Source organism: Klebsiella sp. Q2, assembly GCF_009900705.1.
GTDB lineage: Bacteria > Pseudomonadota > Gammaproteobacteria > Enterobacterales > Enterobacteriaceae > Klebsiella > Klebsiella quasipneumoniae.
Genome location: NZ_JAAABE010000004.1, coordinates 319,568 through 336,144, shown reverse-complemented (window position 1 = coordinate 336,144; position 16,577 = coordinate 319,568). Strand labels below are relative to the sequence as shown.

Annotated in this window: 10 protein-coding genes; 2 read left to right on the top strand and 8 right to left on the bottom strand. The window is 61.5% G+C overall.

What is annotated here, in order from left to right; translation table 11 throughout:
* The first annotated feature begins 10 nt into the window (after nucleotides 1-10).
* Entirely contained in the window at nucleotides 11-784 is a 774-nt protein-coding gene (locus tag GT756_RS17105) for an ABC transporter ATP-binding protein (protein ID WP_043520375.1), read from the top strand.
* A gap of 240 nt (nucleotides 785-1,024) precedes the next feature.
* Here GT756_RS17105 and yegS read toward each other — a convergent pair whose 3' ends face one another.
* The 8 genes from yegS to GT756_RS17065 all read right to left on the bottom strand — a co-directional run bounded on the left by yegS (nucleotide 1,025) and on the right by GT756_RS17065 (nucleotide 14,911).
* Nucleotides 1,025-1,921, bottom strand: a complete 897-nt coding sequence (gene yegS, locus GT756_RS17100; RefSeq protein ID WP_017899357.1) for a lipid kinase YegS — start codon at nucleotides 1,919-1,921, stop codon at nucleotides 1,025-1,027.
* Between the two features lie 242 nt (nucleotides 1,922-2,163).
* Complete coding sequence (yegQ, locus tag GT756_RS17095) at nucleotides 2,164-3,525, bottom strand: tRNA 5-hydroxyuridine modification protein YegQ (RefSeq protein WP_017899358.1); 1,362 nt, start codon at nucleotides 3,523-3,525, stop codon at nucleotides 2,164-2,166.
* 318 nt (nucleotides 3,526-3,843) lie between these two features.
* Nucleotides 3,844-4,566, bottom strand: coding sequence for a two-component system response regulator BaeR (gene baeR, locus GT756_RS17090; protein WP_004201558.1), 723 nt, complete (start codon nucleotides 4,564-4,566; stop codon nucleotides 3,844-3,846).
* Nucleotides 4,563-6,059: a two-component system sensor histidine kinase BaeS gene (gene baeS, locus GT756_RS17085; RefSeq protein ID WP_057216225.1), complete on the bottom strand. Its 1,497-nt coding sequence runs from the start codon at nucleotides 6,057-6,059 to the stop codon at nucleotides 4,563-4,565. Before baeS ends, baeR begins: the two co-directional genes overlap by 4 nt.
* The gene (locus GT756_RS17080) at nucleotides 6,056-7,471 is read right to left on the bottom strand and encodes an MFS transporter (RefSeq protein WP_017899360.1); all 1,416 of its coding nucleotides are present in this window, start codon (nucleotides 7,469-7,471) and stop codon (nucleotides 6,056-6,058) included. The genes baeS and GT756_RS17080 overlap by 4 nt, the downstream gene beginning before the upstream one ends.
* A gap of 1 nt (nucleotide 7,472) precedes the next feature.
* The gene (gene mdtC, locus GT756_RS17075) at nucleotides 7,473-10,550 is read right to left on the bottom strand and encodes a multidrug efflux RND transporter permease subunit MdtC (RefSeq protein ID WP_004201555.1); all 3,078 of its coding nucleotides are present in this window, start codon (nucleotides 10,548-10,550) and stop codon (nucleotides 7,473-7,475) included.
* A complete protein-coding gene (locus tag GT756_RS17070) occupies nucleotides 10,551-13,673 on the bottom strand; it encodes an MdtB/MuxB family multidrug efflux RND transporter permease subunit (protein ID WP_017899361.1) in 3,123 nt (1,040 codons plus the stop codon).
* The gene (locus tag GT756_RS17065) at nucleotides 13,673-14,911 is read right to left on the bottom strand and encodes an MdtA/MuxA family multidrug efflux RND transporter periplasmic adaptor subunit (protein WP_004201552.1); all 1,239 of its coding nucleotides are present in this window, start codon (nucleotides 14,909-14,911) and stop codon (nucleotides 13,673-13,675) included. Before GT756_RS17065 ends, GT756_RS17070 begins: the two co-directional genes overlap by 1 nt.
* A gap of 300 nt (nucleotides 14,912-15,211) precedes the next feature.
* On the opposite strand from GT756_RS17065, the gene GT756_RS17060 reads away from it, so the two are divergent.
* Nucleotides 15,212-16,486: a dicarboxylate/amino acid:cation symporter gene (locus GT756_RS17060; RefSeq protein WP_043520386.1), complete on the top strand. Its 1,275-nt coding sequence runs from the start codon at nucleotides 15,212-15,214 to the stop codon at nucleotides 16,484-16,486.
* Nucleotides 16,487-16,577: the final 91 nt, after the last annotated feature.

Genomic DNA, 16,577 nt, shown 5'->3' with positions numbered 1-16,577 from the left:
GGAGCGGATAATGATTGAAGTTCAACATCTCAACCTCGCGTTTGGCGAGGGGGAGAAGCGTAACCAGGTGCTGTATGACGTCAGTTTCCACGTTAAGCCCGGCGAGATCTACGGTCTGGTAGGAGAGTCCGGTTCCGGTAAAACGACGGTGCTCAAGTGCCTGGCGGGGCTGTTTACCCACTGGCAGGGGGAACTGACCATCGATGCTCAGCCCTTAGGGCATGAAATTAGCCGCGAGCGCTGCCGTCAGGTGCAGATGGTATTTCAGGACCCTTACGGATCACTGCATCCCCGTCACACCATTGGCGATATCCTCGAAGAGCCGCTGCAGATCCATCGTATCAACGACCGCGACCGGCGGATCAATGTGCTGCTGGATAAAGTTGGCCTCAACCGCGCCTTTCGCGAGCGCTATCCGCATCAGCTCTCCGGCGGGCAGCGGCAGCGCGTGGCGATAGCCAGAGCGCTGATTCTTGAGCCTCAGGTGCTGCTGCTGGATGAGCCGACGTCGGCGCTGGATGTGTCGGTGCAGGCTGAGATCCTTAACCTGCTGGCAGAATTGCAGCGGGAGGCTAAGCTCACTTACCTGATGGTCACCCACGATCTTGGGGTTATTGCCCACTTATGCCAGAAAGTGGCGGTGATGCAGTACGGGAAGATCCTCGAAACCCTGACGGTCGATGCGCTGGTCAGCTGCCAGGCGCAGACGGCCTATACGCAGATGCTGGTTAACGCCAGTCGGCAATATACGCGCGAAATGGCGCGTGAGGTGGCGGAATACTAAGCTTTATGGCGCATTGTCTCACGGCAGATGCGCCCATTTTAATAGGTAACTATATGATGTTATAGGTTTTTTGTGGTTGTAGGTATCGTCTATTAATGTAAGCGCGTTGTTTGGATCAATATCCTGCCTAGGTTTTTCCTGCAGCCGCAGGTGCCGTTTTACCTTAACATTCAGAGGCTCAATCAACGAACCCGGCTGCTGTATACCAGCCGGGCACCGTCTTTGCTTTGCGAAGCCTGATCAGCGTAGCAGCGGGCAGTCGGGCGGCAGCCGGCAGCGCAGGGCCGCCGGTAACAGCTCCATACGGAAGGTTTTTCCGCTGAGCGGCTCGCCGTCGAGGTTAAACGTCATCTCATGGGGGGCGGTGATCTCAAACCAGGAGGAGACGCCGTCGACAATATTCGGCGAGTTTTCCGGATTCGCCAGGGTGCTGAAGAGGGCAGGGATCAGCTCTTCGCCGGTGAAAATGCGCAGATGCAGCAGACCATCGTTAATCAACGCCTCCGGACATAGCTGCTGGCCGCCGCCCGCCTGGCGGCCGTTGCCGATGCCGATGACCAGCGCATCGCCCTGCCAGTGAAAGTTCTCCCCGCGGATCTCGCAGCGGTCCGGCTTCAGGGTATCCATGCGCATCAGGCCGTGGATTAAATAAGATACACCGCCGAGCGCGGCTTTGAGCTTTTCCGGCGTTTCGGTGGTGATCCGGGTGCCGAACCCGCCGGTCGCCATATTAATAAAGCCGGTCTTATCATTAACCCGGGCGATATCTATCGGCACATCGCGACCGACGATCGCCAGCTTGAGGGCGCTGGCCAGATCCTGTGGAATACCGACGCTGGTGGCGAAGTCGTTGGCCGTGCCCAGCGGTAAAATCCCCAGCGCCATGTTGCTGCCGCGCTCCACCAGCGCGGTCGCCACTTCATTAATCGTGCCGTCGCCGCCGCCGGCGATCACCGTTTCAACGTTCAGCTGCAGGGCTTCATCGATAAACCGCGCGGCATCGCCCTTTTCCCAGGTCACGCGGACGTGAATATCAATCCCTTCATCGCGTAACAGGTTAACCGCTTCGCGTAGCTGCGGTTCATTGGCACCTTTGCCGTTAAGGATCAGTAAGCTGGCAGGAAACGTAGACATCATCAAGGGAACCTTTATTGCTCAATGTTGCATAAAGTGTACCGCATGACGCAAGCGAAGGCCGGAAGAGAGGCAAAAAAATAAGCCCGCGTAAGGGAGATTACGCAGGCTAAGGAGGTGGTTCCTGGTACAACTAGCATTTATGGGTTATGTTTTTCAGCGAAATGGATGATACCTGTTTCGATCGAAACGGTATGTGATCCGATTCTAATATCCTTACATCGTGAAAAAATAACGCAAATTAACTAGTTACCGTGCGGGTTTCTGGTTGTCTGACCAGTAAAGTTGCGCATCAGCAGCGCATACTGCAGGGGCAGGTCGTCCGGCACAGGCAACCATACGGTATAGCCGTCGCCCGGGGCCACCGGCATGGCTTCGCCTTTGCCATTTACCATATGCTCGAGGGTGAAGTTGACGTTACCCTGCGGAGTCATCAGTTCAAGGCTGTCGCCAACGCTGAACTTATTTTTGACCGCCACTGCCGCCAGCGGGCCGTTCCGCTCCCCGGTGAATTCGCCGACAAACTGCTGGCGTTCGGAGAGGGAGTAGCCATATTCGTAGTTCTGGTAATCGTCATGGGTATGGCGGCGCAGGAAGCCTTCGGTGTACCCGCGATGGGCCAGCCCCTCAAGGGTTTCCAGCAGGCTGGTATCGAACGGTTTGCCGGCGGCGGCATCATCGATCGCCTTGCGGTAAACCTGGGCGGTGCGCGCGCAGTAGTAGAAGGATTTGGTGCGGCCTTCGATCTTCAGCGAGTGAACGCCCATCTGGGTCAGACGCTCAACGTGGGCGATAGCCCGCAGATCTTTCGAGTTCATGATGTAGGTGCCGTGCTCATCTTCGAAGGCGGTCATGTACTCGCCCGGACGTTTGGCTTCCTCGATCATAAAGACTTTATCGGTCGGCGCGCCAATGCCGAGGGTTGGCTCCACGGTCTGCACCGGAATCGGCTCATATTTGTGAACGATGTTGCCGACGTCGTCCTCTTTACCTTCCGCCACGTTGTATTCCCAGCGGCAGGCGTTGGTGCAGGTTCCCTGATTCGGGTCGCGCTTGTTGATATACCCGGAGAGCAGGCAGCGGCCGGAGTAGGCCATGCACAGCGCGCCGTGGACGAAAATCTCAATTTCCATCTCCGGCACCTGGCGGCGGATCTCTTCGATTTCATCCAGCGACAGTTCACGCGACAGGATCACGCGGGTGAGGCCCATCTGCTGCCAGAATTTGACCGTCGCCCAGTTGACGGCGTTGGCCTGCACCGAAAGATGGATCGGCATATCCGGAAAGTTTTCCCGCACCAGCATGATTAAACCCGGATCGGACATGATCAGCGCGTCCGGACCCATCTCCACCACCGGCTTCAGATCGCGAATAAACGTTTTCAGCTTGGCGTTATGCGGGGCGATGTTGACCACCACATAGAATTTTTTACCCAACGCGTGGGCTTCATTGATGCCGAGCTGCAGATTTTCGTGATTGAATTCGTTGTTACGCACGCGCAGCGAGTAGCGCGGCTGGCCGGCATAAACGGCATCAGCGCCATAGGCGAAAGCGTAACGCATATTCTTCAGCGTTCCCGCCGGGGAAAGGAGTTCTGGTTTAAACATGGTGTTCTCGTTCTGATGACAGGTCAGATTCGCCGCACCGGGTGCGGCGAGTTGGGGAGTGTCCCCACATTAAGGGCGGGCATTGTAGCGCCGCGGCGAAGGGGAGTAAATATCAGATGGGTATCTTTCAGTATGGCTAATTTGTTTGCCATTTTGAACCTGGGCAGTGCTCACACTGACAGCGCTCATAACGCCTGGTGGGATAGACTCTATGGAGTTTCCCGGGTTGCGGCGTAAACGCCTTACCCGGGCTACGGATTGCAGAGGGCGGTGGACTTGTAGCCCGGCTAAGCGCAGCGCGAGCCGGGAAAAGGCTCACTACGCCAGTCGACAGGCGTCGGCTTCCCAGCGGTAGCCAACCCCGTACACGGCGCGGATAAACGACTGTTCGGCGTCCAGCGCCTCCAGCTTGCGCCGCAGGTTTTTGATGTGGCTGTCAATGGTGCGGTCGGTCACTACCCGATAGTCGTCATACAGATGGTTGAGCAACTGTTCGCGGGAGAAGACCTTCCCCGGCTCCTGGGAGAGGGTTTTCAGCAGCCGGAACTCGGCGGGGGTGAGGTCCAGCAGCTTGTCGCGCCACGAGGCCTGAAAACGGCCCTCGTCGACAATCAGCGGACTCTGCGCGTCCAGCGCCTGCAGGTCGCGCTGCGGCTTGCAGCGGCGGAGAATGGTTTTCACCCGGGCGACCACTTCCCGCGGGCTATAGGGCTTGCAAATATAGTCGTCGGCGCCAATCTCCAGCCCCAGCAGGCGGTCGATCTCTTCGATTTTCGCCGTCACCATCACCACCGGAACGTCGGAGAAGCGGCGAATTTCGCGGCACAGCGTCAGGCCGTCGGTACCGGGCAGCATCAGATCCAGCAGGATCAGGTGCGGCGGAGTCTGGCGAACGTAGGGCAGGACCTTGTCGCCATGGTTAATCAGCGTAGGCGCATAGCCGGCGGCCTGCAGATAATCAATCAGCAGCTGGCCGAGCTTGGGTTCATCTTCCACGATAAGAATGCGCGGGGTGTTTTCATCTACAGGCAATTCAGTCATACGTCTCTCGGTAAATCATGTTCCAGAGGTAACTCAACTTTAATGCTAACCCCGCCAAAAGGCGAATGGTCGGCACGCAGGGTGCCGCCGTGGGCCGCTACGATATTGAGGCAAATCGCCAGCCCAAGGCCGGAGCCACCGCTGGCGCGGTTGCGCGATCCTTCTGCCCGGTAAAAGCGCTCGCACAGGCGGGCCAGCTGCTCATCGCTGACCCCGGGGGCGCTGTCGGCGAAGTCGATCACCAGCATCCGTCCGCTGCGGCGGGCGGTGATGTGCAGGCTGCCGCCGCTGTCGGTATAGCGCAGGCTGTTTTCCAGCAGATTGTTGAAGAGCTGCATCAGGCGGTCGCGGTCGCCGAAGATCATCGCCTGCTCCGGGAGCGACACCTGGATGCTCAGCTGCCGGCCGGCGAAGCGCTCGCGAAAAGCGCCTGCGGCTACCTCCAGCAGGGTGATGATATCCAGCGAGGTTTTCTGGTAGGCCAGCGCTCCCTCATCGGACATCGACAGCTGATGGAGATCGTCTACCAGCTTGGTGAGGGTGGCCACTTCAGCCTGCAGAGAGGGAATGGATTCAGGGGTAAAACGCCGGACCCCGTCCTGAATCGCCTCCAGCTCGCCGCGCAGCACCGCCAGCGGGGTACGCAGTTCATGGGAGATATCGGCCATCAGGTCGCGACGCATCTGCTGGTTGCGCTCCAGGGTGCTGGCGAGCTGGTTAAAATCCTGCGCCAGGCGGCCGAGCTCATCGCCGCCGGTCACCGTCACGCGGGTGGAAAAGTCGCCCGCCGCCAGCTTATGGGTGCCTTCCACCAGCCGTTTCACCGGCGCCAGCAGGCCGCGGGCCAGCGGGAAGGTGGCCAGCGCGGCAAGCAGGGTGGCGAGGGCGACAATCAGCCAGCTGGTGCGCTTCTGCTGCCGGTCGAAGTTAATGTCGGTATTGCGGGTTAGGCGCTCCACCGGCGAGGCGATCACTCTGCCTACCTCCACGCCGTTGACCATAATGCTGCGCTGGCTGCCGTCCTCCGGCACGCGCTCGCGGGGGCCCACCAGCACCCGGCCAGACTGATCAACCACCCAGAACATGGTGCGCCAGCCGTGGGGCGGCATTTCCGGCCTCGGGCGCGGGCCGTCAGGGGGACCATCCGGCGGCGGCCCATCGGGACCGGCGTCCGTCGCGTCCATCGCCCCCGGCTTCATGGCGTGCCCCGGCGGCGAGCGGTCGTCATTATCCCGTTCGAAGGTGCGCAGCAGCTGGAAGATAAAGCGGTCATTGTTGCGCAGAAACGCCCAACTGCCGTGCTGGGCATACTGCTCGCTCAGCGCGTCGCTAAGCATGGTTAACCGCTGCTCATTGCCGCGCTTGATGTAATCGATAAACCCGCGTTCGAAACTGATGCGCACCGCCCAGTGCATGCTGATCAGCAGCACGATGCAGGTGGCGAAAATAGCGAGGAACAGCTTGCCGGTAATGCCCGGGCGCCAAAATTTCACGATCCACTCCTGTTGCGTCGACGGATGACGGTATTGCTGCCGACGTCATCCGGTACCCGGGAAAAGATGAGCGCCGGCAGGGCGATGATCGCCGCCATGCTCAGATAGGTATAGAGAAAGACCTGATGGGTGCCGGCGGCGTCGAGGCTCAGATGCTGCTGGCCGTACAGCCCCAGCAGCAGCCCGGCGATGGTCACGCCAATACTCATCGACAGCTGCATCACCATCGACAGCAGGCTGTTGCCGCTGCTGGCCAGATCGTCCGGGAGATCTTTCAGGGTCAGGGTATTCATCGACGAGAAGCGGCTGGCGTTGATCATCCCCTGCAGAAACAGGATCAGCGGCAGCGCGTAATACCAGCCCGCCAGGGCACAAAACATAAACAGCAGGCTGACCGCCGCCAGCCCCAGAGTGCTGGCGACCAGCACCCGACGGTAGCCGAAGCGGTTGACCACCTGGACCACGATCCGCTTCATCCCCATGCTGCCGAGCACCATCGGGATCATCATCAGCCCGGCGTGGAAGGGGCTAAAACCGAGGCCGATCTGCAGAAACACCGGGGTCATAAACGGCAGCATGCCGCTGCCGATGCGCCCGGCGAAGCTGCCGCCGAGGCCAAGGGAGAAGGTGCGGTTGCGAAACAGGTTAAGGCTGAACAGCGCCCGGGCGTTACCGCGGGCGTGCCACAGGTAGAGCAGCAGGGCGGCGAGGCCGACGGCCACCAGTCCCGCCAGCCAGGCGGGGGAAATGCCGAGCCCTTTCTGGCCATCCAGCGCCAGTGTCAGGGTCGCCATCCCGGCCGCCAGCAGCACAAAGCCGGCGAGATCGAAGCGTCGGGTCTGCATGGTGTAGTTGGGCATCAGGCAGAGGGTGGCGATGGCGCCGACGATCCCCACCGGGATGTTAATGAGGAAGATCCAGTGCCAGGAGGCGTACTCCACCAGTACCCCGCCCAGCGCCGGGCCGAGCAGCGGGCCGATCTGGCCCGGCAGGGTAACGAAGGTCATCGCCGCCATGTACTGATCGCGCGGGACGATCTTCATCACCGTCAGGCGACCGACCGGCACCATCATCGCGCCGCCGATACCCTGCAGCACCCGCGCCATCACCAGCTGGTCAAGGGTGCTGGCCTGGGCGCAAAACAGCGATCCAGCGGTAAACAGCACGATGGCGGTAAAGAAAATATTGCGCACCCCGACCCGGTCGGCCAGCCAGCCGCTGGCCGGCAGCATCACCGCCACCGTCAGGACATAGGAGACGATGATCATATGCATATGCAGCGGACTCTCCCCGAGGCTTTTGGCCATCGAGGGGAGGGCGGTGTTGACGATGGTGGTGTCCAGCGACTGCATAAAGAAGCCGAACGCCACTATCCATAGCTGCCAGCGCACGCTGGCCGGGAGGTCTGTCATCTTATTCGCTTACCGGTTGAGTGGAATGACGCGAAAAACGCAGCCGCAAACGGTCAAAGAAAAGATAGACCACCGGCGTGGTGTAGAGCGTTAACAGCTGGCTCATCACCAGACCGCCGACGATAGTGATCCCCAGCGGCTGGCGCAGTTCGGAGCCGTCGCCGCCGGAGAGCACCAGCGGCAGGGCGCCGAACAGCGCGGCGAGGGTGGTCATCATAATCGGCCGGAAACGCAGCAGGCAGGCCTGGAAAATCGCCTCTTCCGGCGTCAGGTTGCCGGTGCGCTGCGCCTCAAGGGCAAAATCAACCATCATGATGGCGTTTTTCTTCACGATGCCAATTAATAACATGATCCCGATAAGGGCGATTAGGCTGAACGGGGCATCGAATATCTCCAGCGCCAGCAGCGCGCCCACCCCGGCGGAGGGCAGCGTCGAAAGGATGGTCAACGGATGTACATAGCTCTCGTAGAGCATCCCCAGCACGATATAGACCGTGGCGATGGCCGCGAGGATCAGGATCACCTGCGCGTTCATGGTCTGCTGGAACACCTGAGCGGTACCGGCAAAGGAGCCACGTACGGTGGACGGCACCCCGAGCTGGGTCATCGCGCGGTTAATCGCCTCGCTGGCTTCCGACAGCGAGCGGCCGGTGGGCAGGTTAAAGGAGATAGTGGACGCCGCCGACAGCCCCTGGTGGTTCACCGACAGCGGGGCGTTGGCCGGCTGCCATTTGGCGAAGTAGGCCAGCGGGATCGGCTTGCCCTCGCTGTTGATGACAAACATCTTATCCAGGGCGCTGACGTCCTGGGTGTAGGCCGGATCCACCTCCATCACCACCTTGTACTGGTTAAGCGGCTGGTAGATGGTGGAGATCTGCCGCTGGCCGAAGGCGTTGTTCAGCAGGTTGTTAGCGTCCTGAACGCTGATGCCGAGGCGCGACATGGTATCCCGGTCATAGACCAGGTCCATTTCGGCGCCATTGTCCTGCTGATCCGAGTTGACGTCCGCCAGCTCAGGCAGCGCCGCCAGCGCTTTGCGGATCTTCGGCTCCCACTCGCGCAGCGCCGACAGGTCATCGGACAGCAGGGTGTACTGATAGCTGGCGTTCGACTGCCGGCCACCGACGCGGATATCCTGCACCGCCATCAGGAACAGGTTAGCCCCGGGCTCGTTGGCCAGCTTTTTGCGCAGCCGGTCGATCACCTGCTGCGCCGTCTCGTGGCGCTGGTCGCGCGGCTTGAGGGTGATAAACATCATCCCGCTGTTGACCCGCGAGCCGCCGGTAAATCCGGTGACGTTATCCACCGCCGGATCTTCGCGAATGATTTTCATAAAGTCCTGCAGCTTGCCGCGCATCGCCTGGAAGGAGATGCTCTGGTCGGCCTGAATGCCGCCCATCAGCACGCCGGTGTCCTGCTCCGGGAAGAAGGTTTTCGGGATCGAGATATAGAGCCAGACGCTGAGGGCGATGGTGCCCAGCACCACCAGGCCGGTCAGGCGGCTGTGCTTCAGCACCCATTTTAACGATTTACCATAGCCGCCCTGTACGGCCACCAGCAGGCGGCCAAAGCCGCGGTTGCGCGTCGGCTGGTGGGGTTTGCCGCTTTTCAGCAGCCAGCCGCACATCATCGGCGTCAGGGTGAGGGAGACCGCCAGCGAGATGCCGATCGCCACCGACAGGGTAACGGCGAACTCGCGCAGCAGGCGGCCGGGCAGGCCGCCCATCAGCAGCAGCGGCAGAAACACCGCCACCAGCGACAAGCTCATCGACAGGACGGTAAAGCCGACCTCGCGGCTTCCCTGCAGCGCCGCCTGCAGCGGTTTCATCCCCGCCTCCAGATGGCGGGAGATATTCTCCAGCACCACGATGGCGTCATCCACCACGAAGCCGGTGGCGATAGTCAGGGCCATCAGCGACAGGTTATTGAGGCTGAAACCGCATAAGTACATCGCGGCGAAGGTGCCGATTAAGGAAACCGGGACGGCGACGGCGGGGATCAGCGTGGCGCGCCCGGAGCGCAGGAACAGGAACACCACCAGGATCACCAGCGCCACCGAGATCACCAGCGTCTGCTCCACCTCCTCCAGCGAGGCGCGGATGGTCGGCGAGCGGTCCTGGGCGATCTGCAGGTCGATGGCCGCCGGGATGGTCTGCTGTAGCTCCGGCAGGCGGGCGCGGATGCTGTCCACCGTCTGAATGATATTGGCTTCCGGCAGTTTGCGGATCATCAGCAGGATCGCCGGCTTGGCGTTGGTCATCCCGGCGTTGCGCACGTCCTGCACCGAATCTGAGACGGTGGCAACATCCCCCAGCCGCACCGCGGCGCCATTCTGGTAGTGGACGATCAGCGGCTGATAGTCGGCGGCGGTCTTCAGCTCATCGTTGGTATGCACCTGCCAGCGGTGGGCGCTGTCCTCCAGCGCCCCCTGCGGCTTGCGCACGTTGGCGTCGCTGATGGCGGTGCGCACCGCGTCCAGCGACACGCCCTGGTTGAACAGCGCCTGCGGGTTGAGGTCGACGCGCACCGCCGGCAGGGAGCTGCCGCCGACGTCGACATCGCCGACGCCGTCAATCTGCGCGATGGTCTGCGCCAGCTGGGTGGAGGCGAAATCATACAGCTCACCCTGGGAGTAGGTGTCCGAGGTCAGCGTCAGGATCATGATCGGCGCATCCGACGGGTTGGCTTTGCGGTAGGTCGGCCGGCTGGGCATCCCGCTCGGCAGCAGGCTTTGCGCGGCGTTGATCGCTGCCTGGACATCGCGCGCCGCGCCGTTGATATCGCGGTCGAAGTTAAACTCGAGAATGATGCGGGTGCTGCCGAGTGAACTGGAGGAGGTCATCTCATTGACCCCGGCAATCCGCCCCAGGGAGCGCTCCAGCGGGGTGGCCACCGACGAGGCCATGGTCTCCGGCGAGGCACCCGGCAGCGAGGCGCTGACCATGATCACCGGGAAATCGACCTGCGGCAGCGGGGCCACCGGCAGCAGCCGGAAGCCGAGAATGCCGCACAGGGTGATGGCCAGCGAGATGAGGATCGTCGCCACCGGGCGGTAAATGAAGAGGGCGAAAAACTTCACTTACGCCTCCTCTTCCTGACGCGGGAAGCGGCGCTTCAGGTGCAGCGACAGGCGGTCGAACAGCAGATAGATCACCGGGGTGGTGAACAGGGTCAGCACCTGGCTGAGCATCAGGCCGCCAACCATGCCGATCCCCAACGGACGCCGCAGCTCCGCGCCGACGCCGGTGCTCAGCATCAGCGGCAGGGCGCCGAGCAGGGCGGCGAGGGTGGTCATCAGGATCGGTCGGAAGCGCAGCAGGCAGGCCTGGTAGATCGCCTCCCGCGGCGGCATGCCCTGCTCGCGCTCGGCGGCCAGCGCGAAGTCGATCATCATGATGGCGTTCTTCTTCACGATGCCGATCAGCAGAATGATGCCGATAATGGCGATCACGTCCAGCTCGCTGCCCGCCAGCCACAGCGCCAGCAGCGCCCCGACCCCCGCGGTGGGCAGGGTGGAGAGAATGGTGATCGGATGGATAAAGCTCTCATACAGCACCCCCAGGACGATATACATCGCCACTACCGCGGCCACGACCAGCCAGACGGTGCTGCCCAGCGCCGACTGGAAGGCCAGCGAGCTGCCCTGGAACTGAGTGCGAATATCGCTCGGGAAATCCAGCGACTGTTCGGCGGTGAGGATAGCCTCTACCGCTTCGCCCAGCGAGTAGTTGTCCGGAACGTTAAACGAGATGGTGGTCACCGGGAACTGATCGAGGTGGTTCACCGACAGCGGGGTAAAGCGCTGCTCCACCGTGGCGATGGCGGTCAGCGGCACGATGCCGCCGTCGCTGCTGGTCAGGCGGATATTATCCAGCGCCGCCAGGCCCGGCGTCGCTTCGGTATCCTGCTCTAGCACCACGCGATACTGATTCGCCTGGGTGTAAATGGTGGAGATCAGCCGCTGGCCGAAGGCGTTGTACAGCGCGTTATCGACATCGGCCATCGAGATGCCGAGGCGGCTGGCGCTGTCCCTGTCCACCTTGATATAGGCGGCCAGGCCTTTGTCCTGCCAGTCGCTGCTGACGTCGGCCAGCTGCGGCTGGGCCTGCAGGCGACTGAGCAGCGGCGGCACCCAGGTGCTCAGCGCCTCGAGGGAGTTCGCCTGCAGAGTGAACTGGTACTGGGTGCGGCTCACCGTGGTGTCGATGGTCAGATCCTGGGTCGGCTGCAGATAGAGCGCCACGCCCGGGACACCGGCCACCGCCTGCTGCAGACGGCTAATCACCGTCTGGACGCGGTCGTCGCGTTCATCCAGCGGCTTGAGGTTGATCTGCAGGCGGGCGCTGTTCAGCGCCGGGTTGGTGCCGTCGACGCCGACGAACGAGGTCAGGCTCTCCACCGCCGGATCCTTGAGAATAATGTCGGAAACCTGCTGCTGGCGCTGGGCCATGCTGGCGAAGGAGACCGACTGCGGCGCCTGGAGGGTGCCCTGGATAATGCCGTTATCCTGGATCGGGAAAAAGCCTTTCGGGATAAAGACCCACAGCAGAATCGACAGCGCCAGGGTGCTCAGGGCGACGCCGAGCGTCAGCCAAGGATGGTTCAGCACCCGGCTCAGCCAGCGGCCATAGACGGCGATCACCCGGTCGAAGAAGCGCTCGCTGGCCCGCGAGAAGCGGTTCTGCTTACGCAGCGATTCGTGGCTTAACATGCGGGCGCACATCATCGGCGTCAGGGTCAGGGAGACCACCGCCGAGATCAGGATGGCGACGGCGAGGGTAACGGCGAATTCGCGGAACAGGCGGCCGACGATATCGCCCATAAACAGCAGCGGGATCAGCACCGCGATCAGCGAGAAGGTGAGGGAGATGATGGTGAAGCCGATTTCTCCCGCGCCTTTCAGCGCAGCGGCCAGCGGCTTCTCGCCTTTCTCGATATAGCGCGAGATGTTCTCGATCACCACGATAGCATCATCCACCACAAAGCCGGTGGCGATGGTCAGGGCCATCAGCGTCAGGTTGTTGATCGAGAAGTCGAGGAATACCATCACCGCGAAGGTGCCCACCAGCGACAGCGGCACCGCGACGCCGGGAATAATGGTCGCCGGCACGTTGCGCAGGAACAGGTAGATGATCATCACCACCAGGGCGATGGCCAGCATCAGCTCAAACTGGGTGTCGCGCACCGAGGCGCGAATGTTGGTGGTCCGGTCGGAGAGAACCTGCACCTTCACCGATTTCGGCAGGCTCTCGGTGAGCTGCGGCAGCATCTGGCGAATGCTGTCGGCGGTGTCGATGATGTTGGCCCCCGGCTGGCGCTGGACGTTCATCACGATCGCCCGCTGCTGGTTGGCCCACGCCCCGAGCCAGCTGTTTTCGGCCCCTTGTTCGACGCTGGCGACATCGCCGAGCCGGATCGGCGCCCCGTTCTGATAAGCGATAATCAGGCGGCGGTAATCCTCAGCGGACTGCATCTGATCGTTAGCGGAAAGCGTTACCGCGCGGGCCGGGCCGTCGAGGCTGCCTTTCGCCGAGTTAACGTTGGCGCTGGTGATGGCGGTGCGCACGGTTTCGCTGGTCAGGCCGAGGGCGGCGATGGCCTGGGCGTTAAGCTTCACCCGCACCGCCGGGCGCTGGCCGCCGGCGAGGGTCACCAGACCGACGCCGGAAACCTGAGAGATCTTCTGCGCCACCCGCGTCTCCACCATATCCTCTACCTGGGTCATCGGGATCGCGGAGGAGGTAACGGCGAGGGTCATGATCGGCGGATCCGCCGGGTTCACCTTGCTGTAGACCGGCGGGTTGGGCAGATCGTTCGGCAGCAGGTTGGTGGCGGCGTTAATGGCCGCCTGCACTTCCTGCTCGGCAACGTCCAGCGGCAGGGTCAGCTGGAACTGGAGCGTGACGACCGAGGCGCCGCCGGAACTTTGCGATGACATTTGCTTGAGGCCGGACATCTGGCCGAACTGGCGCTCCAGCGGGGCGGTGATGGCGGAGGTCACCACGTCCGGGCTGGCGCCCGGATAGAGGGTGACCACCTGGATGGTCGGGTAATCGACCTCCGGCAGGGCGGAGACCGGCAGAAAGCGGTAGCCGATGATCCCGGCCAGCAGGATCGCCACCATCAGCAGCGTGGTGGCCACCGGACGCATAATAAACAGCCGGGACGGGCCGCCGGTGCGGCCTGGGGGTAACACCTGCATCAGGAACGCGCTCCGTGTTTACCGCTCTGGCGCGGGGCGGGCTGCGCCTGCTCGCTGCCGCTGGCGGTGACAACTTCCACTTTCGCCCCTTCGGTCAGGCGGTCAATCCCGTCGGTGACCACGCGATCCCCGGCGGAAAGCCCGGCGCTGATGACCACTTTCTGGCTGTCCTGGATCCCCGGGGTGACGCTATGTTTGCTGACCTTATTCTCATCGTTCAGCACCCATACAAAATGCCCTTCGTTACCCATCTGCAGAGCGGCGGCAGGGATGACTACCGCGTTCTGCTGGGTGTCCACCAGCAGGCGGGCGTTAACGAACTGGTTGGGGAACAGGGCGTCGTCCAGATTGCTGAAGCGCGCCTTCAGCTTGATGGTCCCGGTGGTCGCATCGATCTGGTTGTCGAGGCTCAGCAGCTCCCCGACGCTGATTTTCTGCTTATTTGTGCGGTCCCAGGCTTCGACGCTGAGCGCTTTACCCGCTTTCTGCGCCTGCACCACCGTGGCGATGCTGTTTTCCGGCAGGGTAAAGACCACGTCGATCGGATGCGTCTGGGTGAGAACCACAATCCCGGTGGTATCCCCGCTGGAAATTTGGTTGCCGATATCCACCTGCTTTAACCCAACGCGGCCGTCGATCGGCGCGGTGATGCGCGTCCAGTCCAGCTGCAGCTGGGCGCTGGCGACGGCTGCTTCATCGGCTTTTACGGTGCCAGCGGATTCCACCACCAGCGACTGCTGGGTGTCGAGCTCCTGGCGGGAGACGAGATTGGTTTTCACCAGCTGCTGGTAACGGGCGAGATCGCGGCGGGCATTCGCCAGAGTGGCGTTATCTTTCGCCAGCTGACCCTGCGCCTGGGCGAGGGCGACTTTAAACTGGCTGGGATCGATCTGCGCCAGCAGATCGCCGGCTTTGACCTGCTGACCCTCCTGGAAGTGAAGGCTAAGCAGCTGGCCGTCGACCCGGCTGCGCACGGTGACGGTATTGGCTGCCGTCACGGTACCCAGTCCGGTGAGATAGCGCGGGACCGCTTGTTCGGTCGCGGTGGCGGCCTGCACCGGCGCCAGCGCGCCGCCAAAGCGGCCATGGCGCGCGCCGCCCGGCCCCTGCGGACCCTGCCCGGCGGCGGGCGTCCCGCTGCCGCTCGTTCCACGATCGTGCCAGAACCAGTAGGCGGCCCCGGCGATAATCACTACCGCCAGCGCGGCGCCCCAACGACGTATGTTACTGCCTTTCATTAGTTTACGGTCTCATCCTGAAGCGTTTCGCTGAATGATACTAGTTTAGTGAGGGAAGGGGCCGTAAAAATGGAGGAATTATGAAAAGAAGATTGAGAAATGTCTGGATAACGGCCGCGACGCCGGGCGTTCTCGCCGATGATTTCCGGGGTGATATCAACTTTTAGTTTAAAAAAGCAAAAAATAGTTGTATCCGCGGGGGCTTTAATTAGATTTATGCGGTGAATAAATCAGTGCATTCTCATAATAATAAAATATGCACTTAAAAATCAACGTGTTAAATAATCAGGGGTCATTGCTGTGGCAAACGCAAACAAACTCACGCTCTTCATCGTCGTTTTTATGCTGATGGGGATCCTCTCCGGCGCGGCTATCCATGCCTACGCGACGCCGACTACTATCTCCGCCTGGGCAGACAACATCACGCTGCTGACCGATCTGTTTCTGCGCTTAATCAAAATGGTTATCGCGCCCTTGGTGTTCAGCACCCTGACGGTCGGGATCATGCGTCTCGGCGAGACGGCGACCATCGGCCGGGTGGGCGGTAAGGCGATGGTGTGGTTTATCACTTCATCGGTATTATCCATTCTCGTCGGGCTGGTGATCGTCACCTTCCAGCACCCGGGCGCCGGGCTGAACCTGACGGTACCGAAAGAGGCGGTGGATACCGGCCTGGCGGTCAGCGGCATGACCCTGAAAGGGTTCCTGTCGCATACCATCCCTACCAGCATCACCGAGGCGATGGCCAACAACGAGATCCTGCAGATCGTGGTGTTCTCGATGTTCTTTGGCATCGCCGGCGCGTCGCTGGGCGAGAAGTTTAATGCTCCGCTGGTGGCGGCCCTTAACGTGGTGTCGCACATTATGCTGAAGGTGACCGGCTATGTGATGTACGTTGCGCCGCTGGCCATCTTCGCCGCCATCTCGTCGGTGATTGCCTCGCAGGGGTTGGGGATTTTACTCAACTACGCTTCGTTCATCGGCGGTTATTACCTGGCGGTGCTGCTGACCAGCGCGGTGCTGATTGCCGTCGGCTATATGGTGCTGAAGAAAGAGGTCTTCCGTCTGCTGAACATGCTGAAAGATCCGGTGCTGGTAGCCTTTACCACCAGCAGCTCGGAGGCGGCCTATCCGAAGACCCTCGAACGGCTGGTGAAGTTTGGCTGTTCGCGCAATATCGTCTCGTTCGTTCTGCCGATTGGCTACTCGTTTAATCTCGTCGGCTCGATGGTCTACTGCTCCTTCGCCGCGATGTTTATCGCCCAGGCCTATAACGTCCCGCTGAGCTTTAGCGAGATTACGGTCATGATGTTGACCCTGATGCTGGCCTCGAAAGGCATCGCCGGGGTACCGCGCTCGGCGCTGGTGGTGCTGGCGGCCACTATCCCCAGCTTCCATATCCCGGTTGCCGGGATCCTGCTGCTGATGGGCATCGACCATTTCCTCGATATGGGGCGCTCCGCCATCAACGTACTGGGTAACGGCATCGCCACCGCTATGCTGTCGAAAAACGAAGGTCTGATGACCGACGAGGAAGCGCAGCCGGACTGGCAAGTGGAGAAAGTGGAAGCCTGATCCTGCCGCGCCCTCGCGCAGAGGGCGCCATTCCACACCGAAAAAAAGACCCCTGACAGGCACGTCAGGGGCAATGTGACGAAGTATCAGT